This window comes from Anaerobutyricum hallii, from assembly GCF_900209925.1.
In the GTDB taxonomy this organism is placed as follows: domain Bacteria; phylum Bacillota; class Clostridia; order Lachnospirales; family Lachnospiraceae; genus Anaerobutyricum; species Anaerobutyricum soehngenii.
Genome location: NZ_LT907978.1, coordinates 141,134 through 165,000 on the forward strand (window position 1 = coordinate 141,134; position 23,867 = coordinate 165,000).

Below are 23,867 nucleotides of genomic sequence, written 5' to 3' on the forward strand. Positions count from 1 at the left end.
TATAATGTAACAGTTTTGTAATAAATTCAGTCTGCATAAGTTGCAAATGAACCAGATAAGAATAAAGTTCTGATGTAGATAAAGATTGAATTGTTTATAATATATCTGAAGAGATAAAATATAATTATAAAGGAGAAGTATAATGAGTGATATGACCCATCTTGATGAGTTAGAAGCAGAAGCGATATACATTATGCGAGAAGTTGTAGCAGAATGTGAGAAGCCGGTAATGCTTTATTCTATTGGTAAAGATTCTTCTGTAATGCTTCATTTAGCATTGAAGGCTTTTTATCCAGAAAAGCCACCGTTTCCATTTTTACATGTAAACACTACATGGAAGTTTAAGGAAATGATTGAATTCAGGGATAAAACGGCTGAGAAATATGGACTTGATATGATCGAGTATATTAATGAAGAAGGGGTTAAGAAGGGGATTAATCCATTTGACCATGGTTCTTCTTACACAGATATCATGAAAACGCAGGCTTTGAAGCAGGCGCTTGATAAATATGGTTTTACAGCAGCTTTCGGTGGCGGAAGAAGAGACGAAGAGAAATCCAGAGCGAAGGAGAGGATTTTCTCCTTCCGTAATTCCAGTCATGCATGGGATCCGAAGAATCAGCGCCCGGAGATGTGGAAGCTGTATAATACAACAATCCATCAGGGCGAGGAGATGCGTGTATTCCCTATTTCTAACTGGACAGAAAAGGATATCTGGCAGTATATCAAGCGTGAGAAGATTGATATCGTGCCATTATATTTTGCAGCAGAAAGACCTTTTGTCAGAAGAAACGGCAATATTATCATGGTTGATGATGATCGTATGAGATTAGAACCGGGAGAAAAGATTGAGCATGGAAAGATTCGTTTCCGTACACTTGGATGTTATCCATTAACTGGTGGAATCGAAAGTGATGCAGATACTTTAGATGCTATTATCGATGAGACATTAAGCGCAGTATCTTCAGAGAGAACCAGTCGTGTTATTGACAGTGATGGTGGAGCAGCCAGTATGGAGAAGAGAAAAAGGGAGGGTTATTTCTAATATGAACAGTCTTCTTAAGTTTATTACGTGCGGTAGCGTAGATGATGGAAAGTCTACCTTGATTGGACATATGCTTTATGATGCAAAGTTACTTTTTGCAGATCAGAAAAGAGCATTAGAACTTGATAGTAAAGTAGGTTCACGTGGCGGAGCAATTGATTATTCTCTTCTTCTTGACGGTTTAATGGCAGAAAGAGAACAGGGGATTACGATTGATGTCGCATATCGTTATTTTACAACAGAACATCGTTCTTTTATTGTAGCGGATACACCGGGGCATGAAGAATATACAAGAAATATGGCAGTAGGAGCTTCTTTTGCAGAGCTTGCAGTTATTCTTGTAGATGCCACACAGGGTGTTCTTGTACAGACAAGACGTCATACAAGAATCTGTTCGTTAATGGGAATCGAGCATTTTGTCTTTGCGGTAAATAAGATGGATTTAATTAATTATGATGCAAATCGTTTTGAGAAGATTGAGCGCGAGATCAAGATGATGGCAGCAGAGTATGATTATAAATCTATTAAGATCCTTCCAGTTTCTGCAACAGAGGGAGATAATGTTACTGTGAAGTCAACAAAGATGCCATGGTACAAAGGAGAGTCTCTTCTCACATATCTTGAAAACATTCAGGTACATGATGATTCTCTTGAAAAAGGATTTACGATGCCGGTGCAGAGAGTGTGTCGTCCTGACCGAACTTTCCGCGGATTCCAGGGACAGATTGAATCAGGCCAGATCAAGGTTGGAGACGAGATTATTGCTCTGCCATCTAATGAGAAGGCAGAAGTAAAGGGTATTCTTGATGCAGGTAAAGAAGTAACAGAAAGTAGTCGTGGACATGCAGTAACAATTTCTCTTGACAGAGAAGTTGATGTATCAAGAGGTTGTGTTCTTGTTCATAATGCGAAACCAAAGACGGGTAATCTGTTTACAGCAAAGATTTTATGGATGGATGATACACATCTTGTTGCTGGTAAGAACTATCTTTTAAAACTTGGAACAAAGATGATTCCGGCTGTTGTTATGAATATTAAGTATAAGATTGATGTTAATACCGGGAATGAAGTACATGCAGATGCTATTTATAAGAATGAAATCGCAGCCTGTGATATTGCAGTTTCTGATAAGATTGTTTTTGAGAAATTTAAAGATAATCATGCATTAGGTTCCATGATTCTTATCGACAGAATTACGAATATGACTTCTGCTTGTGGTGTTATCATGCATGCTTTAAGACGTACAGATAATCTTACATGGCATGAGATGGATATTACAAGAGAATTCCGCGCACAGCAAAAAGGACAGACACCTAAGACCATCTGGCTTACTGGTCTTTCCGGTTCCGGCAAGTCTACGCTTGCAAATGAGCTGGAGAAGCGTCTTGTGGCTCTTGGTAAGCATACAATGCTTTTAGATGGGGACAATGTACGTATGGGACTGAACAAGAACCTTGGCTTTAAAGAGGCAGATCGTATCGAGAATATTCGCCGTATTGCAGAAGTGGCTAAGTTAATGAATGATGCCGGGCTTATTGTAATTACATCGTTTATTTCCCCATATGTACGTGACAGACGCAACGCAAGAGAGATTATTGGAGATGACAGCTTTATTGAAGTATACGTAAGTACACCGGTAGAAGAGTGCGAAAAGCGTGATGTTAAGGGCCTTTACAAGAAGGCAAGAACAGGAGAAATTCCGAACTTTACAGGCATATCCAGCCCATATGAAGCACCGGAACATCCTGAAGTTACGATTGATACGACAGGAAAGAGCCTTGAAGATAGTGTGGATTATGTTATGGCACAGTTGGAAGAAAAGTTAGGTTAAGTATCGGGTAACATTGGGATATAAATTATAAGAGGAAATAAAAATGCGCACACTTTATGTACACATTGGAACACCTAAAACGGCAACGACATCAATTCAGATGTTTTGTGTCGAAAATCAGGATATATTAAATGAACAGGGCTACAGCTATCCTCTTTTAGAGTTTACTTATCCGCATGTAGCTAATCGACGGAACGGTCACTTCCTTGTAGGATGGCTTTATAAGCTGAATGGTGAAGAGGATGTAGAAAAAGAGCAGGAATTGTGGGACGAAGGTCTTGCAATGATTCATAAAGAATTTGAAAAATATGATAATGTAATACTTTCCGATGAAAATATTTGGCATGCATCAAACGGAAGAAAGTTTCCTTTCTGGTCTAAACTTATGGAGGATGCAAAGGAGTATGATTATCAGGTCAAAATAGTCGTTTATATAAGACGGCAGGACACATTGGCTAATTCGTGGCTTAGTCAGCAGGTAAAAGAAGGATGGAATACCAATTCTACAATTAAATGGGATTCTTTTCAGCAGAAGACAAGAAAAGTTGTATTTAATTATTATCTTTTACTTGAAAAGATTGCTGAAGTAACAGGAAGAGAAAATATCATTGTCCGCATTTTTGACAGAGGTAAGTTTAAAGGTAAAGATCATACCATTTTTTCGGATTTTTTGGAGGCAATTGGCGTGGATTATACAGATGAGTTTAAAATAACAGAAGAAGAGGCAAATCGTTCTCTGACAGGAAACAGTCAGGAAATTTTGCGAATTATCAATACAATTCTTCCAGACGATGTAAAGGTGAGAACTCTGGTTAGAGAATCAGCACAGGACTGTGAGAATTATAAAGATCCTCAGAATAACTTTGTTATGTTTTCAGAAGAAGAATTTAATAAGTTTATGGGGCGTTACGAAAAGTGGAATAAAGCTCTGGCAAAAGATTATTTAAATCAGGAAGAGCCTCTTTTTAACATGAAGAGAAAAGAAGGAGAAAGATGGACTCCGAATAATCGTTTTATGTATGAGGATATGGTACGTTTTTTTGGTGGGGTTGTTATCAGACAGCAACGTCATATCGAAGAGTTAGAAAAAGAAATTACCACTTTAAAAGACAGCCATTTAGAGACGATAGAAAGATTGTCGGATAAAGATCTGGATGAGACTGCAAAAAATGTTTTACAGGTACTTGCTGAACAGGTTACTAAACAGCAGAAAGACATTCAGAGAGCTCTTGAGAATTCTGATAAGATTGATGCAGTAAAAGATAGAAGCCAAGAGGTAAAAGTACAGAGTCTTACTATTGGGAATGAATTAATTGACGTGCGTCAGGATCAAGATAAACTTGAAAAAGTAATGAAGAAAGATTATGAGAATCTAAAAGAACGTGATAAAGAGTTAAAAGCAATGATTCGAGAGCTGGAACAGACTTCTCTCTGGTTCCGTCTTCGCAGAAAATGGAGACATATTACTGGAAAAGATGCGCAGTAGAAGGATATCATGTATTGTATGATGCGTATCCTGTAACAAGAATGTCTCGACATTCTTGAATATTAAAAAATGCAAAAAGACCAAGGGTATAGTTCAAATGGTGTAAATCCATACCCTTGGTCTTTTATATTGCCTGGTAAAAGTGGATTCAAAAATATTTCATATATTTCCTATTGAAATAATATGAAATATGCGGTAATATAAAGAAAATCAAAAAGATACGTGTAAGTCAAATGATATTTAGCAGATTTTTACATTGCAGTTTTTTGAATATCCATATATAATGAAAGGCAATATAATATTATGAATGTAACAGCAATACAGATATCAGAAAAAAGACAAAAAGTAAAAACAAGTGATGAGAGTATAAAGATGAGAAAGTTTATTTCCATGACTGCGACTATGCTAAAAATAGGATTTATCGGTTTTGGTGGAGGAAGTGCCCTGATTCCGGTAATTGAAGAAGAAGTCGTAGAGAAGGATAAGATTGTATCAGAAGAAGAATTTAATGACGATGTAATGATCGCAAGTATAACACCGGGAGCGCTTCCTGTGGAAGTCGCAACAGGAATTGGAAGACAGGCCTCCGGTTTAAAAGGAATGGCAGCAGCGGCGACAGCGATGGCATTACCGGGTGCATTGTTAACAGTATTATTACAGGCGGTTATTTCCAGTGCCGGAAGTATGGTAAAGTCACAGATTAACTATCTTTCGATTGGAATTTCTGCATTTATTATATTAACTTTATTAGCCTATTCTTTAGGAACGGTCCGTCAGGCTGTTAATAAAAGAGAAGGACAGTTGTATAGCCTGATTATTTTAGGAGTATTTTTGCTTTCCGGTGAAAAGAGTATTTATCAGTTATTTGGATTGAATATGAAACCAATATTTGCACTCTCAACAATTCAGGTACTTGGTGCTGCGTTTTTTGTAATTTTATTTACAAAGGGACATATCCGCTGCTTAAGGAGATCGATACCGGCGGTGATCATTACAGGATGTTATCTGTTATGTGTAGGAAGTGCACATATTATACCACTGGCAGCGAAACCATTTATATTGGCACTTATGGCAGTATTAGCAGTACTTGGCTTGGCGCAGTCCGTATTGGAAAGTCCGCAGAAAAAGGCTTTTCCAGTAAAGAGACTTGTAACATCTGTAGGTTTTTGGCTTATATTTGTGGCAATGTTTTCTATACCGGCAATGTTCCTAACTGCAAAGGCTTTGAGATTTATCGGAATGGGATGGTTATCCTCTGTTATGTCTTTTGGTGGAGGAGATGCTTATCTTTCTGTAGCACAGGGATTATTTGTAGAAGGCGGAGTAATTAATAATGCAGATTTTTATGGAAATGTAGTATCAGTAGCGAACGCACTTCCAGGCTCTATTCTTTGTAAGATACTTACCGGTATCGCATATGATGTAGGGTATAATCTGAATGGTTCTATCATTGAGGGGCTGTTCGTGGCACTTTCGGGATTTGCCTGCAGTGTAGCAGCATCCGGAGCGATTTTTGAATTAGTATTCTGTGTGTATGAGAAGTACGAAAGTCTTCAGATATTTGCTGTAGTAAAACACTTCATCCGTCCGATTATTTCTGGTTTGCTGCTTACAGTAGCTGTATCATTGTATACATCTGGAATTTGCGGACAGATTCAGGCAGGCAGCGGAAGTAATATAGCACTGATTATTACATTGCTGGTACTTGCCGTAAATCTTATATTAATGAAGTTACAGAAAAATGGCAAGAACATACACCTTATTTGGAAAATCCTCATATCTGCAGGAATATCCTTTATTGGATGCAATATTCTTTAAAATTCTAGTTTGCGAAGGCAAACGAGACGCCCACTGACCGTATCGGAAAGTCTCTGGGGCGTCTGTCTGTTCATCACGTCAGCTGCGCTGACAACCTAGAATTCATATTCCATAGCATTGGCGTAGATTCTGTCATGTTCGAGTTCCCTTAAGATAGCGGTTCTGCGGCTACCAACTAACAGAGTTTTATTGTATTTGAAGTATCGTTCGCATCCGTTTTCTGTGATAAAGCGTGATGCATCAGGGTCCATGGTAAGTTCGGTGATAAATACAACCATTTCCTGACCTTCGCCGAAGGCTTCTTCCATGAAAGTAAAAGCATTTTCCAGTGTAGAGGATGCTTTTTTTATTGTGTCTGTGCGAATCTGGCATTGTTTATCGAAACCAGTTTTGGCGAAGAGGAAGGCTTCTTTTGGTGCGAGGGTGGAGTCCGGGGCCCATGTGGAAAGTAATTCCAGTAATTTTAACTGGAAATTTTTCTGTTCCGGAGTGGTGAGTCCGGCTTTATTTTCCCAATCGTATTCTTCTGTTTTTTTCTGAAGAAGGGTGCGATACGATCCGTTTTCTTTTAACTCTTTTTGATAGTGTTTTAAAAATTCATAGGCTTCTGTGGTTAAAGCATCTTCGGTCAGGGCTTCGGAAATATAGTTGTGGAGTCCGCTCAGAAGGAGTTCTACGCAGCTTAGGTGCTCATCAAAGGAGGCACGGAACAGTTTAGCGTAGATGTCAGTACCGGCCTGTCCTGTGAGAATGCGGCTGATGTCGTAGTCGTCGCGATATTTCTGGTATAAGTCATAGTAGGCAGCAATATCTTTTGCGATATCCTCATGCTGAATAAACTGATGGATAATATCCTCGTCTACTTTAATAGAAAGATCTTCATAAGTCTGAATCAGACTGCTTAAATCTTCCCAGCCTCTGGCAGTAACGAATTGGATACCATCTACATCATTTTCTGTCCGGTAGAAATTCTGCGGACGGAGTTCTAAATAACTTAAGATAAATGGATGCAGATGTCTTGCTCTGGCATAGCCTTTGAATACATCAAGATCTGCTTCGATATTGATTTTTCGAACACGGTCTAAGGTTACGAAGTCAAAGTCATGGACGCTTCGGTTATATTCTGGCGGGTTGCCTGCGGCAACAATGATCCAGCCTTCCGGAACTGCCTGATTGCCAAATGTTTTGCATTGCAGAAACTGAAGCATTGTAGGTGCGAGGGTTTCCGAAACACAGTTAATTTCATCAATAAAAAGGATACCTTCTTTTTTGCCGGATTCCTCCATGTACTGATAAATACTGTAAATGATTTCGCTCATTGTATACTCTGTTACAGAGTAAGATTTGCCATCAAATGTTTTTTCTTTGATGAAGGGCAGACCAACGGCACTCTGTCTTGTGTGATGAGTAATAGTATATGCGACAAGGCCGATATTACATTCCTGGGCAATCTGCTGCATAATCTGTGTTTTCCCAATTCCGGGAGGTCCCATCAACAGGACAGGGCGCTGACGAATTGAAGGGATAGCGTATTGTCCGTAGTTATCTTTTTTCAGATAGGCACGAACGGTATTTTTTATGTCTTCTTTTGCTTTTTTTATATTCATAAGATGAAATCCTTTCATTTTAAATCTTCTTCATGCAAAACTAACTTCATAGCCCAGGCTGGTACATCCGGGTGTTCTTCTTCTCCTAAAAATAAAAATGCGGTTTCGTAAGGCGGTCTTTTTGCCGGGAAAAAGCCTTTTCCATCTGTGAAATAGAGAACCCCTTTTAGTTGGTGAAATTCTCCGTTTTCAAGAAGTGTATTAATATAAGAAAAAGCTGGACGAAAGTCTGTTCCGCCGCCACCAATTAATTCAAAGTTATGAAGTAGTTTTTGAATATCGTGTGGGTCTTTAATAACTGTGTCAGAGTGTACCTGATTATCACATTGAATAATTCGAATCTGACTTTTATGAAAGAAGCTGTCCCGTTCCTGAATAATCTGAAATGTTTCCTGAAGAAACTTCTGCACAAGCGGACCGTTTGTAGAATAGCTGGTATCAATGACAATAACAAATTCAGAAATTTTCGTAACTTCCCGGCTTTCTAAAGGTTCGATCAATGGCATATTTTTATACAGCCGCAGACCATAGGAGTAGTAGTTTAGGTCAAATTCATCATAATCACAATGCAGTTCTTCCTGAAGAACCGTAAATTTTCTCAGAAAATCTTTATAAGAACGGCGGCTTTTTCCCTCTTTAATCTGCGCTTTTATGGCTTCGGCACCGGAGGCAGTATGATCACCCCGGAGATTTAATTCCTGTTCCATTCGATGGCTGATCTTATCCCAGGACTGCCCGGCTTTTGCAGCGGAAGGAGAACGGGAAGGATCTTTTGGCCAGAATCTGTGGTCATCTGTAAAGAACTCCATTGTAAGCTGATTTAACCGGTCAGGATTTTCGGTCACATCGGAGAGAAGATAGTGATAAATATTTGCCGCTGTGACAGGGATGTTCTGTTTTTCAAAATCATTATAAATGTTTGTTCGGATTCCGGATAATGCACGTTTTACACTTTTTTTGTCAAAGGAATCGATAATCCATTCCACAGCAATGTCGCAGGAAAGGTTCCATAAATCAGAATCACGGTTTCCACGAATCCACAGATGCCGGAAAATACAGTGGAAAACGCTGTGGAGCACGGCTCGGTTCAGGAAAAGAGGATTGGAACGAAAGGCTCGCAAAATCTGTTCCGGCGGAAAAAAGAGTGAGATTCCATCGGTTGCCGTAGAACGAAGAGATTCCTTTGGAGTTAATATAAGAGTGGAAATGGCGACATCAAGATAACGAAAGTCGATGTATAATTCGTTCTCAATTAAATCAAGAATCTTAATGCACATTTCATTTTCCCATTCTGTCTGGGTCATATGCTCACCTCTCTAAAAATCAAGATCAAATTCAAAAGTTTTTTCAGAAAATGTATTATGTTTCTGTTCCATCAGAAAGGCATTTCCCTCACTCCAGTCAGTTTCAATACAGTGTTCCATCGCTTCAGAAAGCACCGTCATATCTGGAGAAAAATGCTCGCAGATAAATTGGAGAAGAGAAAAATCTTTTGATTTTATTGTAAGAGAAAAAGCGGTATTCAAATGTGTTTCTATCGCAGTTTCATATTTCTCTTTAAATACATTTTCCAGTCTGGAAGGCCAGCGGAGACGGTTTAAAGCAATCTTACAAAGAGATTCCGGTGATTCGACAGTGAGTGCATTATCAAAGCAGGAATCATACTTTCTGTAATTAAGAATGCCGTTTTCAAAACTTTTTCTCATGCGGAAGCCTTCTCCGTGAATACTGCGGCTGAAAATATGGGCCGGAGAGATTTCATCAAGCCACTCATAGTATTCGGGGAAAAATAGTATGCTTTCTGGAGTGGATGAATCATTCGGGCAGAAAGAAACGGTAATATTTTCTGCAATACGTTCTAAGATAAGGGATAATCCACTTGGCTCCGTATCCTTCCCGCGGATAATTAAGTGTTCCAGATGAGTATCATTCATAAATTCATCGCTGCCGATACCGGAAATTCTGGTACCCACAGATAATTTTTTTAGCTTGCGGCAGTTGTAAAATGCAGCATTGTGCAGTGTGGTTATCTCCTCCGGCAGAGTAACTTCTTCAAGAAATGTGCCATCAAGTTCTGTTCCAAAGAGAGAAAAATCAAAGGAAGAATCGTTGAATGAAAGCCCATTTTCCTGTGTAGTAGTCACATTTCTTATATCGATAAAAATAGATTTATATATTTTCTCAGAGAATTTGGGACGGGAGCGGGAAAAACAATAGGCTCCAATCTCCGTAATCTTTTTCCCGTTTAGCTGGTCGGGAACAGTTAATACGGGGCTGTTTCCAAAACAGCGAAGAAGTCGTATCCCGGACCCGGCAGGTTCCCATAAGAAAACGAGAGTATTATTTATTATATTATTCATAGCAAAAATCCTATTATAGTAAAGTTAAAATGTTTCTTTAGAATCATACCACAAAAACAGGAAAAAGGAGTGAGAGAAGTAAAAAAATATGATAAACTATGGGAAAACCATATAAATATACTCGAAACGAACAGACAGGAGGATAAAATGAAAACACTTGGATTTATTGGAATGGGAAATATGGCAGGGGCAATTGCTTCCGGAATCATACAAAAAGGTCTGATGAAGAAAGATGAGGTATTTGCGTATGCCCCACATTATGATAAGCTTGTAAAGAATGCAGAAAAGATAGGATTTACAGCCTGCAAAGAATTAAAAGAACTTGTGGCAAAAACCGATACTTTAATTATGGCATGTAAACCATATCAAATCGAAGATGTTCTTTCTGAAATTAAAGAAGATTTAAAAGGAAAGGCATTAATTTCTATTGCAGCAGGATGGAATTATGATAAATATCAGGCATATCTTGATGAGAGTACTCGTTTTCAATTTATTATGCCAAATACACCGTCTATGGTCGGAGAAGGAGTTCTTTTATTTGAGGAAAAGAATTCATTGTTAGATGAAGAACATGAGGAAGTAAAGAATCTTTTTAAAGCATTAGGAATTGTCATTGAACTGCCAGTTCATCTGATGGGAATCGGAGGAGCGCTTACAGGCTGTGGTCCTGCATTTATCGATTTGATTATTGAAGCATTAGGAGATGCGGGAGTAAAATATGGTGTGCCAAGAAAACAGGCTTATGAAATGGTTTCGCAGATGATTCTTGGAAGTGCAAAGTTACAGCTTGAAACAGGAGAGCATCCGGGAGTGTTAAAAGATAATGTATGTTCACCGGCAGGAACAACGATCTGTGGAGTGGATGCGCTAGAACATGCGGGAGTTCGTGCGGCATTTATTGATGCGATTGATGCAGTTATGAATAAATAATCAACCAGGAATAAGAATAAACGAGGTATGGAAACAAAATGAGATATGGAAAGTTTTTGCCCGAAAAGGGGACAATAGGATTTGTTGCGCCATCATTCGGCTGTAACATTGAGCCTTATAGAAGTGCGTTTATAAATGCACAGAAAATATGGGAACAACAAGGCTATGGATTTAGTTTTGGCCCGAATGCTTATGAGGGTTGTGGAATTGGAATCAGTAACACTCCGCAAAAGTGTGCAGAAGAATTTAATGACTGGTATGCTAAGGAAGATGTAGATGTTCTTATATCCTGTGGCGGTGGAGAGTTAATGTGTGAAATTCTTCCATATATAGATTTTGAAAAGATTCGAAACAGTGAGCCAAAGTGGTTCCTTGGATATTCTGACAATACAAATCTTATTTTTCTTTTAGCAACCCTCTGTGATATTGCGGCAATTTACGGACCATGTGCGGCAGCATTTGGGATGGAACCATGGCATGACTCATTAAAGGATGCGATGGGAATATTAAAAGGAAATATAAAGAGTGTGCACAATTATGAACAATGGGAAAAAGAAGGATTAAAAACAGAAGACAATCCATTAGAACCATATAATGTGACAGAGAAGTTTCAGCTACGCACCTGGACGGCAGAAAAAGGCTTATCTATACCTGATGACATATCGAAAAACACAGATGAGATTATTCAAATGGAGGGACGTCTTTTGGGCGGCTGTCTTGACTGTCTGTCAATCTTGTGCGGAACGAAGTTCGATCAGGTAGAACAGTTTAATGAAAAATATAAAGAAGATGGGATTCTCTGGTTTTTAGAGTCCTGTGATCTTAATCCTATGGGGATACGCAGAGCCTTATGGCAGCTTGATGAAGCAGGCTGGCTTAAATATACAAAAGGTTTTTTAATCGGCCGTCCTTATTGTTACGGAGAAGATTTCTTTGGCATGGATCAATATACGGCAGTCCTTGGTATTTTATCTAAATATAACGTCCCGGTTATTATGGATGTGGATATCGGACATCTGCCTCCGATGATGCCGTTAGTCTGTGGCAGTAAAGCGAAAGTAAAGGTAGAGGGCAATTCGATAAAAATAGATATGGCGTATATATAATAAAAACATTTAGCAGGAGTAAATAATGAAATTAATATCATGGAATGTGAACGGGCTTCGAGCTTGTGTAAAAAAAGGATTTGAGGACTTTTTTAAAGAAGCAGATGCAGATATCTTCTGTGTGCAGGAAACAAAACTTCAGGAAGGACAAATTGATTTTGCACCGGAAGGTTATGAATGTTACTGGAATTATGCGGAGAAAAAAGGTTATTCAGGGACAGCAGTGTTTACCAAAAAACATCCAATAAAAGTGTGGAATGGAATCGGAATAGAAGAACACGATCAGGAAGGAAGAGTAATTACTTTAGAATTTGAAGACTTTTTCTTTGTTACAGTCTATACACCAAACTCCCAGTCTGAATTAAAACGTTTAGAATACCGTATGAAGTGGGAAGATGACTTTAGGGAGTATTTACAGGAACTTGATAGAGAAAAACCTGTTATTATGACAGGAGATCTCAATGTGGCACATGAAGAGATTGACCTTAAAAATCCAAAAACAAATAAAAAGAATGCCGGTTTTACGCAGGAAGAAAGAGATAAATTTACGGAACTTTTAAATGCAGGATTTGTTGACAGCTTCCGTTATCTTAATCCGGAACTTGCTGGTGCCTATACATGGTGGTCTTATCGTTTCAAAGCAAGGGAAAAAGATGCGGGCTGGCGTATTGATTATTTTGTAGTATCTGAATGTTGGAAAGAAAAAATCCAGGATGCAGTAATCTATAAAACAGTGATGGGATCGGATCATTGTCCAATCGGATTAGAAATATAAAGTATGCCGGGGCATTCTTGAATCTTAAGAGATAGGACGTGAAGGAATAGAGGAGGTTTAAGAGAAGGTTATGGAAAAGATATTGATTGTCGTAGATATGCAAAAAGATTTTGTGGATGGTTCTCTTGGAACGAAGGAAGCACAGTCTATTGTTCCAGCTGTTAAAGATAAGATCGAGAATTTTGAGGGGGACATTATCTTTACAAAAGATACACACGAAGAAGATTATTTAAATACACAGGAAGGACAGAATCTTCCGGTAGTTCATTGTATCAGGGGAACGGTTGGACATGAGATTATAGAGGAACTTCAACCCTATACAAAAAGAGCATTAGCTATATTTGAAAAAGAAACTTTCGGTTCACGTAAATTGGCAGGCTTTTTAAAAGAACTTCATAAAGAAAAGAAAATAGAGTCTATAGAGCTTATTGGATTATGTACAGACATTTGTGTTGTTTCGAATGCCTTGCTTATAAAAGCATTTCTGCCGGAAGTACCGATATCTGTAACGGCTGGCTGCTGCGCAGGAGTTACACCGGAAAAACATAAAAGTGCATTAGAAACAATGAAATCTTGTCAAATAGAGGTGAGGTAGACGAAAGCGAAGAAACCACCATATATGGTGGTTTCTTCGCTTTCTGTCTTTGGGGAGCGAGGGGATTCGGTTAGGAATCTTCTACTTGCTCTAAAGAGTAGTATGGGTCGGACTTTTTTGTTTTTAGATTATGAATACTTCTTAATCAAATTCATTATAATAGGAATGGCTCTGTTGAGTTTACTTTCTTTTAAGGTCTGAATATATTCTTCACGTTCATCATAAACATACTGCACTGCTTTTAACAAAGTGTTGCTTGTGAGTTCTTCTTCCTGAAGTACGTAGCTGTATCCGGACTTTTCGAAGGAAGCAGCATTTAAAAGCTGATCTCCTCGACTCTGGGAGGCAGGAAGCGGAATCAGAATATTAGGCTTCTTAAGAGCAAGAAGCTCACAGATCGCATTCGCCCCGGCTCTGGAGATAATTAAATCTGTAGCTGCAAATAAATGTGTTAATTCTTTTTTTGCATATTCGAATTGCTTATAGCCCTTTGTACCATCGAGGGAAGCATCATAGTGTCCCCGTCCGCATAAATGAATAATCTGGAACTGTTTTAATAATTCATTTAGATTCTCACGAATGGAATTATTAATTGCAACAGCACCGAGACTTCCACCCATTACAAGAAGAACCGGTTTGGAATCATCAAATCCACAGAGACGCAGCCCCTCCTCTTTATTGCCGGAAAATAACTCCTGACGAATTGGAGAACCGGTTAAAACAGCCTTGCTTTCCGGGAGGTGTTTTAGTGTCTCAGGGAAGTTACAGCAAACCTTTGTTGCTGCAGGAATACAAATCTTGTTGGCAAGTCCCGGAGTAAGATCAGATTCGTGAATAATAACAGGTACATGCCGTCTTTTTGCTGCAAGAACAACGGGAACAGATACAAATCCACCCTTAGAAAAGACAATGTCCGGTTTTAATTTATGAATAATATGGGAAGCTTCTAAATAACCCTTCATAACTTTAAATGGATCAGAAAAGTTCTTAGGGTCAAAGTAACGGCGGAGCTTACCGGAAGAGATTCCATGATAAGGAATTCCCATTTCCTCGATTAATCTTTTTTCGATACCGTTATAGGAGCCGATATACTGAATATCATATCCGGCTTCTTTTAAACTTGGAACCAGTGCCATATTTGGCGTAACATGACCGGCTGTTCCACCACCGGTTAAAACGATTCGTTTCATACTTTTAAAACCCTCCTAAGATAAATTAAAATCTAGAAGTCTATGCCTGCTGCTGTTTGTATGCAAGAAGAGCAAGGGCAAGCTGATCTGGACAGGATGTGCCTCTTCCACCACAGTCAATTCCCTTTAATGTGCTGATGATATCATCAATATTACGTCCTTTGCAAAGTGCGGCAACACCCTGAGTGTTTCCCATGCATCCGCCGATAAAACGGATTTCTTTCACAATATTGTTTTCTACATCAAACTGAATCTCACGAGAACAGGTTCCCTTTGTCTTGTAACTATACATATCGTGTTTCCTCCTGTATGTAAAAAATATTTTTCAAAAATTTAATGTCAGTATATCATCTTTTCATTTAAAAGAATAGAGAAAAAATGCCTAATTTGGGGTACTTGACGAAACGGAGAAAAGGCAATATGTAAAAAATGTGCTTTTTTTCTGTTTCCGTCTTTGACATCTTAAGTCAGGCGGTAATAATGGGGTAGTCAGCATTTAGATATCTCTGTCTTCCCTTTGGCAAATTCCTAATGACGTGGAGGGGCAAAATGTGTTATAATGAGTCTACTTGTTTTGATGGCAGTTAAAATTCAAGTCGAGCAACCGCGAGACTTGGCGCGTGATTCTGGTCAGCGTAAATAAAACATTAAGTATTAGAATAGTATATGGAGGAAAATTTATGGTTTGTATTGGTGTAATCGGAGCAATGGAAGAAGAGGTTTCCTCTCTCATTAATCAGATGGAAGATGCCGAGTCTAAAACGATGGCAGGCATGACTTTTTATAAGGGAACGCTTTGGAATCAGGATACCGTAGTTGTTCAGAGTGGAATCGGTAAGGTAAATATGGCAATCTGTACACAGATTCTTGTGAATATTTATGGTGTGGATATGCTTATCAACACAGGCGTTGCAGGTGGTCTTTACAAAGATATTAATGTTGGCGATATCGTTATTTCAAGCGATGCACTTCAGCATGACTTTGATGTAACAGGTCTTGGATATAAAAAGAGTGTTATTCCAGGAATGGAAACATCTGTATTCACAGCAGATACGGAACTTGTGGAGATGGCGAAGGAAGCATGCGAGATCGTGAATCCGGAGATCCAGTGCTTTGTTGGAAGAGTAGTAACAGGAGATCAGTTTATCTCTGATAATGATACAAAGGCAGCACTTGTAAAGGATTATGATGGGTACTGTGCAGAGATGGAAGGTGCTTCCATGGCACAGGTTGCAACGCTGAATAAAGTTCCGTTTGTTATCATTCGTGCAATTTCCGATAAGGCAGATAACAGTGCACCGGTTGCTTACGAGACTTTTGAAGAACAGGCGATCGTTCACACAGTGAAGCTACTGGCAGCTATGTTTCTTAAGATGTCCAAATAAGTCAGTTTCATAAAGAAGTATTCGAATCCCTTCTCTTTTTGACAGAGAGGGGATTTTTTTTACGAACGAATCCCCCTTTTCAAATGGATTTTCATTTTGTATAATTGGGGCACAATCCAGACAGAGCAAAGTGATTTCACAAGGCAGAACGGGAATAGGTGAGTCATGGCAGACAAGATACCGATTCGCAGATTGTTTCGGCTGGGGCCCGGCAATGAAACGTCCGTACATAATTCTGACCGGAAAAAGAGTCTGCGCTGGACTGTATTATTTCTCATGTATTTGTAATTAAAATTATGAAAATGTTTGAAATATTTGGGAGGGAAGAAAATGTTTGATTTTATTCTTGGTAATACCGTTTTTACAAAAACAATCATGACCTGCTGTTTTATTGGAATATTAAGCTGGTCGGTGTTAACGATATCATACAGAAGCATGATACGTGCGACATCGAGGATAGGGCAGACGAAGAAAAAGTGGCTTGTTTCTCTGAAAAAGAAGTATGAAGATTATCATGAAATGGATATCAAAGTGAATAACGTGGAAACATTTGTGGACAAGTATTTTCGCAAAAAAAGAGTTTGTGGATTTCCTTGTGCTTTTTGGAGAACCTTATATCGCCTGGCAATAGCGGCATGCGCGATCACAGGGGCGGCAGGAGCGCTGGCTGTCTCACAGGGAGGAGGTGAACTTACCAGCGTAATTATTACTTACCTTACCGGGGTGATTGCTGCATTTAGTCTTATATTCCTTGATATTCTGCTCCGCGCAGATGCAAAAGAACACCGCATCATCATGAATATAAATGATTACCTGCAAAATGTTCTTGAGAACAGTATTGCAGGTCAGGAAGTCGATTTGGAAAACGGAACGACAAGAGAACAGCGTCGCCGTCTTCTTCGTTATGCCAGAGAAAATACCAAAAAGAAAGCAAAGGATGAGCCGGTATCTTTAGAAGAAAAGAAAGTGTTAGAAGATGTTTTGCAGGAGTTCTTTGCCTGAAATATTTTTAACCCTTTTTCAGATCAAATAAAGAGTGGAAGGTATATCCCTCTTGCTCTAAATTTGTAAGAACCGTATCTAAAGCTTCAGCGTTTGATTTTGATATATTATGTATCAATGGAATGGCACCGGGATGGATATATTTTTCAAAGTGGTTGATGACATAATCACTGCCCGGTTGATTATCTACATCATAATCAAGATATGCCATACTCCAAAAAACAGTGGTATAACCGACATCCTTTGTAATCTGAAGGGTACGTTCGCTATATTCTCCTTTTGGCGGCCGGAAAAAACGATCCATTTCGTATCCGGTCGCTTCTTTCATATAATTTGCATTATCTGTAATTTCTTCACGAACTTTTCTTGAATCTGTTTCAGGCATACAAACATGATGGGAAGTGTGATTTCCGACAACATGCCCTTCTTTTTTCATTCTCTTAACGAGTTCAGGCTGATCCTCAATATAATGCCGGCACAGGAAGAATGCCCCGGGTGCTTTATGCTTCTTTAACACATCAAGAATAGATGCGGTATAGCCGTTCTCATATCCACAGTCAAAAGTAAGAAAGACTGGCTTTTCAGCGCCCTTTAGATTTGTTTTTACATACCAGGCATCATAACGGGAAAGGTCTACTTCCTCCTGTGCAGAAGGGGTTATATGGTTTTCTTCTCGTTTAATCCACCATGCCATTTTTTTATTAGGAAGCGTATCAGGATTAATAGAAGAAACAGCTTTATTTGGCTGCGTGGAAGTACCTGCTTCCTTCTGGACAGATTCCATAGAGGAACGAGTGGAAGAAGACTGTTTTGAAGAAAAATTGTTTTGAGAATTTGGATTTTTATTATGGGCAAAAGGATGACAGCCACACATTATGAAACAGGGAAAAATATAAAGAAAAAGAAGAAATTTTTTCATAAAAAGCTCCCGAAAAGAAAATCTTTTTATAATATATTTCTTCAAAAAATAAATATGAATATTTAATTAGCTGACAAATATTTCAATTCCGATGGCGATCAGGATAATTCCACCGAGAATTTGCGCTTTGTTGGATAATTTTGTTCCAAATTTTTTTCCGATAATTAATCCACCAATGCAGATAAAAAAGGTAACGATAGCAATGATCAGGGAAGCAGCAAGAGCCATGATCCAGTTATATTCTGCGATAGTAAAACCAACAGACAACGCATCAATAGAAGTGGCAATTCCCTGAACAAACAGTGCCCCAGGGCTGACGGCGGACACTTCTTCTTTACAGTCGTTTTTTATACCTTCGATCAGCATCTTTCCACCGATAAAAAGAAGAAGAATCAATGCAATCCATGGAATAAACTTTTCAAATACATGAAAATACTCCGCGATCGTGTGTACGCAGAACCAACCAATCAGAGGCATAAGTGCCTGAAATCCACCAAATACTCCGGCAATTGTGCATACACGCCCTTTGTTCATATGTGGTTCATTCAGACCATTTGCCATGGAAACAGAAAAAGCATCCATTGCCAGACCAATCCCAAGAAAAATGTTCGTAGTAAAAAATAGTAAGCTCCAAGTCATTAGAAATCCCTCCTGTTTGTAATATGTACTCTTAAAGTCTTTTCTGCATGTGCTTTTGCAACTGACAAAAAATCTCAAAACCAAGCACAAAAAGATTACGAGAGTGCACTAATCATAATAACGCAAAAAAATAAGCATAGCGATAAGCTATGCTCAGGTAATTATCATAAAAATATAAAAAGACCCCTGTATAGCTTATCACAGTTATACATGAGTCTCGCAATTTAAAACAAGCCAGGTGGATTAGATTACACCAGTATGTTGACTTGCTACGTTCCAACGTATAAAAGAACGCTCGCTACTCCCTCACGGAATAATATCTGAGTGGAAGTATAGCATATGGGGGAGAAATTATCAATAACTTTTTCTCAATAAGGATAACAATATTTAGGAAATTATATTTATCAATATTTGTAAATCAAAATCATACTATAGGTTATGCATATAGAGAAAAAGCGTTAATAATCTTCTTCAATAACCTGAAAATCAAGATAGTCAAAATCAATGTGTTCAATAAAGTTATCCTGATAAAAACGAGTCCTTGCATGGCTGATAAATTCACGTTTATTCTTATCGAGCCACAGCGGTTTTTCAAGATCAAACTCATAGCAGGCACGTTCTAAACAATCATATACTTTGGCAGTGCGTGACATGGATATATCATAGTTTTCCATAACAGTATCTTTAAGCATATGATTTTTTTCAAAAAGTTTGCACCAGATTCTCATAAAAGCTCCTTTCTGGATATATAACATAGTAGAAATCAGTATTTCTGCCAGTGTAACGAATTTGAAAGCGTTTGTCAATTTCTAAGCGGAACTGCAGCTAAAGCGAGAGAAGGTTGAATTAAGGGGGAAATATTCAAAAAATTCGTGAAAGTTGTTAATTTTGAAGGGTTACAAAGTGAAAATTGCAAAAAAATGCCGATATTAAAAAAACACTGTTAACAATTCGTCAAAGTGTGTTATAATTCGTAAGTATAACGCAGTAACGCGATAAACATTTATTTTAATTTTTAATAAATAGTACAAGGAGGATATGTTAAAAATGGGAAGAGTATATAATTTCTCAGCAGGTCCGGCCGTATTGCCGGAAGAGGTATTAAGAGAAGCAGCAGATGAAATGTTGGATTATAAAGGCTGTGGAATGTCTGTTATGGAGATGAGTCATCGTTCTAAAGTCTTCGATGATATTATCAAAGAAGCAGAGCAGGATTTAAGAGACCTCATGAACATTCCAGATAACTACAAAGTTTTATTCTTACAGGGCGGAGCTTCACAGCAGTTCTCAGCAATTCCTATGAATCTTATGAAGAACGGTGTTGCAGATTATATTGTTACAGGACAGTGGGCAAAGAAAGCATATCAGGAAGCAAGCCGTTATGGAAAAGCAGTAAAAATTGCATCTTCTGAAGATAAAACTTTCTCCTACATTCCAGACTGCTCCGATCTTCCAATTGATGAAGACGCAGATTACGTTTATATTTGTGAGAATAATACTATTTATGGAACAAAGTATAAAAAGTTACCAAACACAAAAGGTAAAACATTAGTTGCTGACGTATCCTCCTGTTTCTTATCCGAACCACACGATGTAGAAAAATATGGTGTAATCTACGGTGGAGTACAAAAGAACGTAGGTCCAGCCGGTGTTGTAATCGTAATTATCCGCGAAGACTTAATCCGCGATGACGTAATGGAAGGAACACCTACCATGCTCAAATACAAAACACAGGCAGACAAAGATTCTCTTTACAACACACCACCATGCTATGGTATCTATATTTGTGGTAAAGTATTCAAATGGCTGAAAAAACAGGGTGGACTTCAGGCAATGAAAGAATACAACGAAAAGAAAGCCAAAATCCTTTATGATTTCTTAGACGAGAGCGAAATGTTCAAAGGAACAGTAGTAAAAGAAGACCGTTCCCTCATGAATGTACCTTTCGTAACAGGTGATAAAGAATTAGACGCTAAATTTGTAGCAGAAGCAGAGGCAAACGGTTTTGTAAACCTCAAGGGACACAGAACAGTTGGCGGCATGCGTGCATCTATCTATAATGCAATGCCAATCGAAGGCGTAGAAAAATTAGTAGAATTTATGAAGAAATTCGAAGCTGAAAACAAATAATATTTGTAGATTTCGCATAGACGAAAAAAGAAAAAATACCATATCCCATCTGCTCTGTAGTCGCGATATTTAAAATGCTCGTTCGCATTTTAAACACGCTCCGAAGCCGCATCTGGGATAGGGTATTTTTTCTTTTTTCTGATTATATCAAATTCCACTTTTCTGTTCTTTGGTTCTAGATGGAAATTAGTATTTAAATACAATGTACTTACAATTCGGCATAAAATTTTGTTTCAGCGGCTGACTGTTTTAATAACAAATTAGTTATTTGTTTTGGAAAGAGAAGGGGATTGCCCAGAAGAGTATGGTGAATCCCCATTCTTATCAACTGTGGATTTAGTATAATCAGAAAAAAGAACTGCTACCCTATCCCAGATGCGACTACAGAGCAGATGGGATAGGGTAGCAGTTCTTTTTTCGTCTACACAAAATCTACAACTTACTATGTTATTGTCATTAATATTCCGTTGCAGATGTAGGTTGCCAGGCAATCTACAAGGTAGAGGCTGGTATAGGGAAGCAAGATTTCACCCGAAGAAAATTCATTAATGATCCCTGTAATAGAAATATTTCCGACAGGAGAAAGTGAGCGTGAAACCCCTTTTCCAGGGAAAAGAGGTTGGCAGGATAGAGAAACAAGGCCGATGTGATTCCGGGAACCTACAGCGGCATCAATGGCAAGTGTGCAGGCATTAGGGTGCGCTGTAGAGATTTCAGGGAGCTGCCTGGTCAGATTGCCAGCATGGAGAGGTTTTTCTAAAGTTCCATATAAAGGATGAGGAAAGTTTTGCTGCATTAGTTTTGAACCGACAAGCGGACCAAGACAATCGCCGGTTATTTTATCTGTGCCGATGCAGAGAAGAACAAGGTCTTCATATTTTTTATTTAAATAAGCAATGTGTTTATTAAGTGCATTAGAAAAAAGTGCAGTAGAAGCGTTGTCAGGAGAAAAATACTGGCAGCGTTTTTCTTTTTTTATGTTGAACTTCATGTTAAAATCCTCTCTTTGTTATTTATGTACTCTCGGAGTCTTTCTTAGCACAAAAAGATTCCGAGAATACATATTTTTCTTATTTTATGATGTTAATGCTGTAAAATATCTGTAGCGCTAAAAGTTTCTTTCTATATTTAGAAGTAGACAAAGAGAAAGAACTTTAAACAACATTTTGCTGTGCTAAAGATGTGCTTCAAGTCCTACGTGTATTTGAATTGCAACTAAATAGAACATTTACTTGAAAAATGAAAGAAAAATGCGAAAGCATATGACAAAAACTGCCATAGACCAAAATAGGAAAATGCTATGATTGAGCCATCTTAAAAATGTAAAACAGGGAAGGTGGGAAATTCATGGCAGAGGAAAAGCGGAGCAATCAAAAGAAAACAGGAGAATTAACAAGAAGTCTGCCGAGAAATTACAGACAGATTGGAGAGCCGGGTGCAAAAAAAATATATATAGAAGATTATGTGTATACATATTTAAATAAATTGGCGCAGCCGGAAAATCTTTATGCAAGAGGCGCAGTTTTATTTGGAAAAATGTACAAGACATCAATTGGAAAATGTATCTTTATAAGTGGGGCGGCAGCTTGTCAGAATTTTGAATTGGATTTGGAAGAAACGATTTTTTCAGAAGAGAGCTGGGGAGAAATTTATCGTATTAGAGATTCTTTCTTCCCTGAAATGGAAATCTGCGGATGGTTTTTATCAAGAATGGGGTTTTCGGTAGATTTAAATGATAAAATTATTCGGATTCATATGGATAACTTTAGCGGAGAAAATAAGGTGCTGTATATGATTGATGCCCTTGAAAATGAAGATGCATTTTATCAGTTTGAAAACTATTCTTTAAAAAAACAAAGAGGATACTATATTTATTATGAGACAAATCAAGAAATGAAAAATTATATGCTTGCAGAAGGAGAGATGGGACATATACCGGAACAAAAGGAAAGGGGACGATATTCTGAAACAATAAAAAGGGATACAGCGGTCGTGAGAAATTATAAAAAAGCATTGAAAAAAAAGAAAAATCTGCGGCCCAAATCCGTATTTAGGAGCCCTGTTTATATAGGTTGTGGGTTTGCTGCTGCCTTAGTTTTTGTTTATGGTATTCATACTCTGGCACAGTTTCAAGGAGATGATAAGACGCAGACAGTTTTTGATCAGCAAAAGATAACGGATATGAAGGCGGATTCAGAAGAAGGAAAGACAGAATCAAATACACAAGCTGGTAGTAACGAAGATACGGCAGCAGTAAAAGAGGAAAAAACATTGCAAAGTTCCTCCGGGCAATCTTCAGAAGATACCGGTACGAGTAGTGATACGAATGCAAACAATGAAGAAAGGCAGACAGAAAGTTCCGAAGAAACGCAGGAAACATGGAATTCTATCGGGGGATATTATACAGTAAAACGCGGGGATACGTTAGCAGCAATTTCAAAGGAAATGTATCATTCCTATAATTATATAGAAAAAATTGCGGAAGCGAATGGGATAGAAAATGTTGATGAAATATACCCGGGTCAGATTTTGGAACTCCCTCAGATTGAAGATTAAAAAGGGGTATGTTATAATATCAAATATGCGATGACTCCCATATCTATAGGTGATGAGCAACAAATTACTAAAGAAAATTTTTGAATATGCAGATTATTTTTATAGAAAGAGAGAGCAATGGAGAAACAGGTATATAATTTTGAAGCGTTGACAAAAATACGAAAAAAAAGAGAAAAAAACCGCAGGATAAAAATGATTATGGCAGCGGTATGCATTGTGGCTGTTCTGATTGTTTTATATATTTTATCATCAAGTCGATGTGAATATTATGTATATAAAGACAAGACAGATACAGAAGATAATGTAGATGTATCCTATGAAACATTTGCAGATGGGTATTTAAAGTATAGTAGTAATGGAATTGAGTTTCAGAAAAAATTTGGACGTTCTGAGTGGAATGTAGCATTGTCTTATGTTCATCCTTTTTTTACAAAGTCAGATTCATATGCTGTACTTGGTGATAAAGGTGAAAATAGTCTTATTCTATTTAATA

The 23,867-nt window shown here is 38.1% G+C and carries 22 protein-coding genes (1 of these 22 cut by a window edge); 13 read left to right on the top strand and 9 right to left on the bottom strand.

The features are described 5' to 3' along the window. Positions 1 to 142 precede the first annotated feature (142 nt). The 4 genes from cysD to EHLA_RS00675 all read left to right on the top strand — a co-directional run bounded on the left by cysD (position 143) and on the right by EHLA_RS00675 (position 6,180). The gene (gene cysD, locus EHLA_RS00660) at positions 143 to 1,045 is read left to right on the top strand and encodes a sulfate adenylyltransferase subunit CysD (RefSeq protein ID WP_021906974.1); all 903 of its coding nucleotides are present in this window, start codon (positions 143 to 145) and stop codon (positions 1,043 to 1,045) included. 1 nt (position 1,046) lies between these two features. Then, positions 1,047 to 2,876: an adenylyl-sulfate kinase gene (cysC, locus tag EHLA_RS00665; RefSeq protein ID WP_096238936.1), complete on the top strand. Its 1,830-nt coding sequence runs from the start codon at positions 1,047 to 1,049 to the stop codon at positions 2,874 to 2,876. Positions 2,877 to 2,919: 43 nt separating this feature from the next. Beyond that, positions 2,920 to 4,362 carry a hypothetical protein gene (locus tag EHLA_RS00670; protein WP_096238937.1) on the top strand — a complete coding sequence of 481 codons (1,443 nt, stop codon included), beginning with the start codon at positions 2,920 to 2,922 and terminating at the stop codon, positions 4,360 to 4,362. Between the two features lie 303 nt (positions 4,363 to 4,665). Beyond that, complete coding sequence (locus tag EHLA_RS00675; protein ID WP_096238938.1) at positions 4,666 to 6,180, top strand: chromate transporter; 1,515 nt, start codon at positions 4,666 to 4,668, stop codon at positions 6,178 to 6,180. Between the two features lie 95 nt (positions 6,181 to 6,275). Here the strand turns inward: EHLA_RS00675 and EHLA_RS00680 are convergent, their stop codons facing one another. The 3 genes from EHLA_RS00680 to EHLA_RS00690 are packed head-to-tail and all read right to left on the bottom strand — an operon-like array spanning position 6,276 to position 10,147. Continuing rightward, positions 6,276 to 7,787, bottom strand: a complete 1,512-nt coding sequence (locus EHLA_RS00680; protein WP_096241513.1) for an ATP-binding protein — start codon at positions 7,785 to 7,787, stop codon at positions 6,276 to 6,278. Positions 7,788 to 7,801: 14 nt separating this feature from the next. Next, entirely contained in the window at positions 7,802 to 9,091 is a 1,290-nt protein-coding gene (locus tag EHLA_RS00685) for a VWA-like domain-containing protein (protein ID WP_096238939.1), read from the bottom strand. Positions 9,092 to 9,103: 12 nt separating this feature from the next. Continuing rightward, positions 9,104 to 10,147 carry a leucine-rich repeat protein gene (locus EHLA_RS00690; RefSeq protein ID WP_096238940.1) on the bottom strand — a complete coding sequence of 348 codons (1,044 nt, stop codon included), beginning with the start codon at positions 10,145 to 10,147 and terminating at the stop codon, positions 9,104 to 9,106. A gap of 147 nt (positions 10,148 to 10,294) precedes the next feature. On the opposite strand from EHLA_RS00690, the gene proC reads away from it, so the two are divergent. The 4 genes from proC to EHLA_RS00710 all read left to right on the top strand — a co-directional run bounded on the left by proC (position 10,295) and on the right by EHLA_RS00710 (position 13,553). Beyond that, on the top strand, positions 10,295 to 11,077 hold the full coding sequence (gene proC / locus EHLA_RS00695) for a pyrroline-5-carboxylate reductase (RefSeq protein WP_096238941.1): 783 nt from the start codon (positions 10,295 to 10,297) through the stop codon (positions 11,075 to 11,077). Between the two features lie 38 nt (positions 11,078 to 11,115). Further along, positions 11,116 to 12,183, top strand: a complete 1,068-nt coding sequence (locus EHLA_RS00700; RefSeq protein ID WP_096238942.1) for a S66 family peptidase — start codon at positions 11,116 to 11,118, stop codon at positions 12,181 to 12,183. A gap of 25 nt (positions 12,184 to 12,208) precedes the next feature. After that, positions 12,209 to 12,958: an exodeoxyribonuclease III gene (locus EHLA_RS00705; RefSeq protein ID WP_096238943.1), complete on the top strand. Its 750-nt coding sequence runs from the start codon at positions 12,209 to 12,211 to the stop codon at positions 12,956 to 12,958. Positions 12,959 to 13,028: 70 nt separating this feature from the next. Next, on the top strand, positions 13,029 to 13,553 hold the full coding sequence (locus EHLA_RS00710) for a cysteine hydrolase family protein (protein ID WP_096238944.1): 525 nt from the start codon (positions 13,029 to 13,031) through the stop codon (positions 13,551 to 13,553). A 128-nt stretch (positions 13,554 to 13,681) separates the two neighbouring features. Here EHLA_RS00710 and EHLA_RS00715 read toward each other — a convergent pair whose 3' ends face one another. Further along, positions 13,682 to 14,743, bottom strand: a complete 1,062-nt coding sequence (locus EHLA_RS00715) for an undecaprenyldiphospho-muramoylpentapeptide beta-N-acetylglucosaminyltransferase (protein ID WP_021906982.1) — start codon at positions 14,741 to 14,743, stop codon at positions 13,682 to 13,684. A gap of 40 nt (positions 14,744 to 14,783) precedes the next feature. Next, complete coding sequence (locus tag EHLA_RS00720) at positions 14,784 to 15,035, bottom strand: TIGR03905 family TSCPD domain-containing protein (protein ID WP_021906983.1); 252 nt, start codon at positions 15,033 to 15,035, stop codon at positions 14,784 to 14,786. Between the two features lie 388 nt (positions 15,036 to 15,423). Here EHLA_RS00720 and EHLA_RS00725 point away from each other — a divergent pair, with 388 nt between their 5' ends. Both EHLA_RS00725 and EHLA_RS00730 read left to right on the top strand, forming a co-directional pair. Then, positions 15,424 to 16,128, top strand: coding sequence for a 5'-methylthioadenosine/adenosylhomocysteine nucleosidase (locus EHLA_RS00725; protein WP_021906984.1), 705 nt, complete (start codon positions 15,424 to 15,426; stop codon positions 16,126 to 16,128). A gap of 330 nt (positions 16,129 to 16,458) precedes the next feature. Further along, complete coding sequence (locus EHLA_RS00730) at positions 16,459 to 17,130, top strand: hypothetical protein (RefSeq protein WP_021906985.1); 672 nt, start codon at positions 16,459 to 16,461, stop codon at positions 17,128 to 17,130. A gap of 7 nt (positions 17,131 to 17,137) precedes the next feature. Here the strand turns inward: EHLA_RS00730 and EHLA_RS00735 are convergent, their stop codons facing one another. The 3 genes from EHLA_RS00735 to EHLA_RS00745 all read right to left on the bottom strand — a co-directional run bounded on the left by EHLA_RS00735 (position 17,138) and on the right by EHLA_RS00745 (position 19,416). After that, positions 17,138 to 18,049 carry a polysaccharide deacetylase family protein gene (locus tag EHLA_RS00735; RefSeq protein WP_242970642.1) on the bottom strand — a complete coding sequence of 304 codons (912 nt, stop codon included), beginning with the start codon at positions 18,047 to 18,049 and terminating at the stop codon, positions 17,138 to 17,140. A gap of 66 nt (positions 18,050 to 18,115) precedes the next feature. Continuing rightward, positions 18,116 to 18,688, bottom strand: a complete 573-nt coding sequence (locus EHLA_RS00740) for a manganese efflux pump MntP family protein (protein WP_096238945.1) — start codon at positions 18,686 to 18,688, stop codon at positions 18,116 to 18,118. Positions 18,689 to 19,146: 458 nt separating this feature from the next. Continuing rightward, a complete protein-coding gene (locus EHLA_RS00745) occupies positions 19,147 to 19,416 on the bottom strand; it encodes a hypothetical protein (protein WP_096238946.1) in 270 nt (89 codons plus the stop codon). A gap of 319 nt (positions 19,417 to 19,735) precedes the next feature. Between EHLA_RS00745 and serC the strand changes: the two genes are divergently transcribed. Further along, positions 19,736 to 20,818 carry a 3-phosphoserine/phosphohydroxythreonine transaminase gene (serC, locus tag EHLA_RS00750; RefSeq protein WP_021906989.1) on the top strand — a complete coding sequence of 361 codons (1,083 nt, stop codon included), beginning with the start codon at positions 19,736 to 19,738 and terminating at the stop codon, positions 20,816 to 20,818. Positions 20,819 to 21,260: 442 nt separating this feature from the next. Here the strand turns inward: serC and yyaC are convergent, their stop codons facing one another. After that, positions 21,261 to 21,809, bottom strand: a complete 549-nt coding sequence (gene yyaC / locus EHLA_RS00755; RefSeq protein ID WP_096238947.1) for a spore protease YyaC — start codon at positions 21,807 to 21,809, stop codon at positions 21,261 to 21,263. Positions 21,810 to 22,165: 356 nt separating this feature from the next. Here yyaC and EHLA_RS00760 point away from each other — a divergent pair, with 356 nt between their 5' ends. Both EHLA_RS00760 and EHLA_RS00765 read left to right on the top strand, forming a co-directional pair. Further along, positions 22,166 to 23,374 (top strand): LysM peptidoglycan-binding domain-containing protein, encoded by a 1,209-nt coding sequence (locus tag EHLA_RS00760; protein WP_096238948.1) that lies wholly within the window; start codon positions 22,166 to 22,168, stop codon positions 23,372 to 23,374. 117 nt (positions 23,375 to 23,491) lie between these two features. Then, positions 23,492 to 23,867, top strand: the start of a protein-coding gene (locus EHLA_RS00765; RefSeq protein WP_096238949.1) for a DUF5711 family protein. The gene runs 812 nt beyond the window's last position; the window shows 376 of its 1,188 coding nt (coding positions 1-376); its start codon is at positions 23,492 to 23,494; its stop codon lies off the right edge, out of view.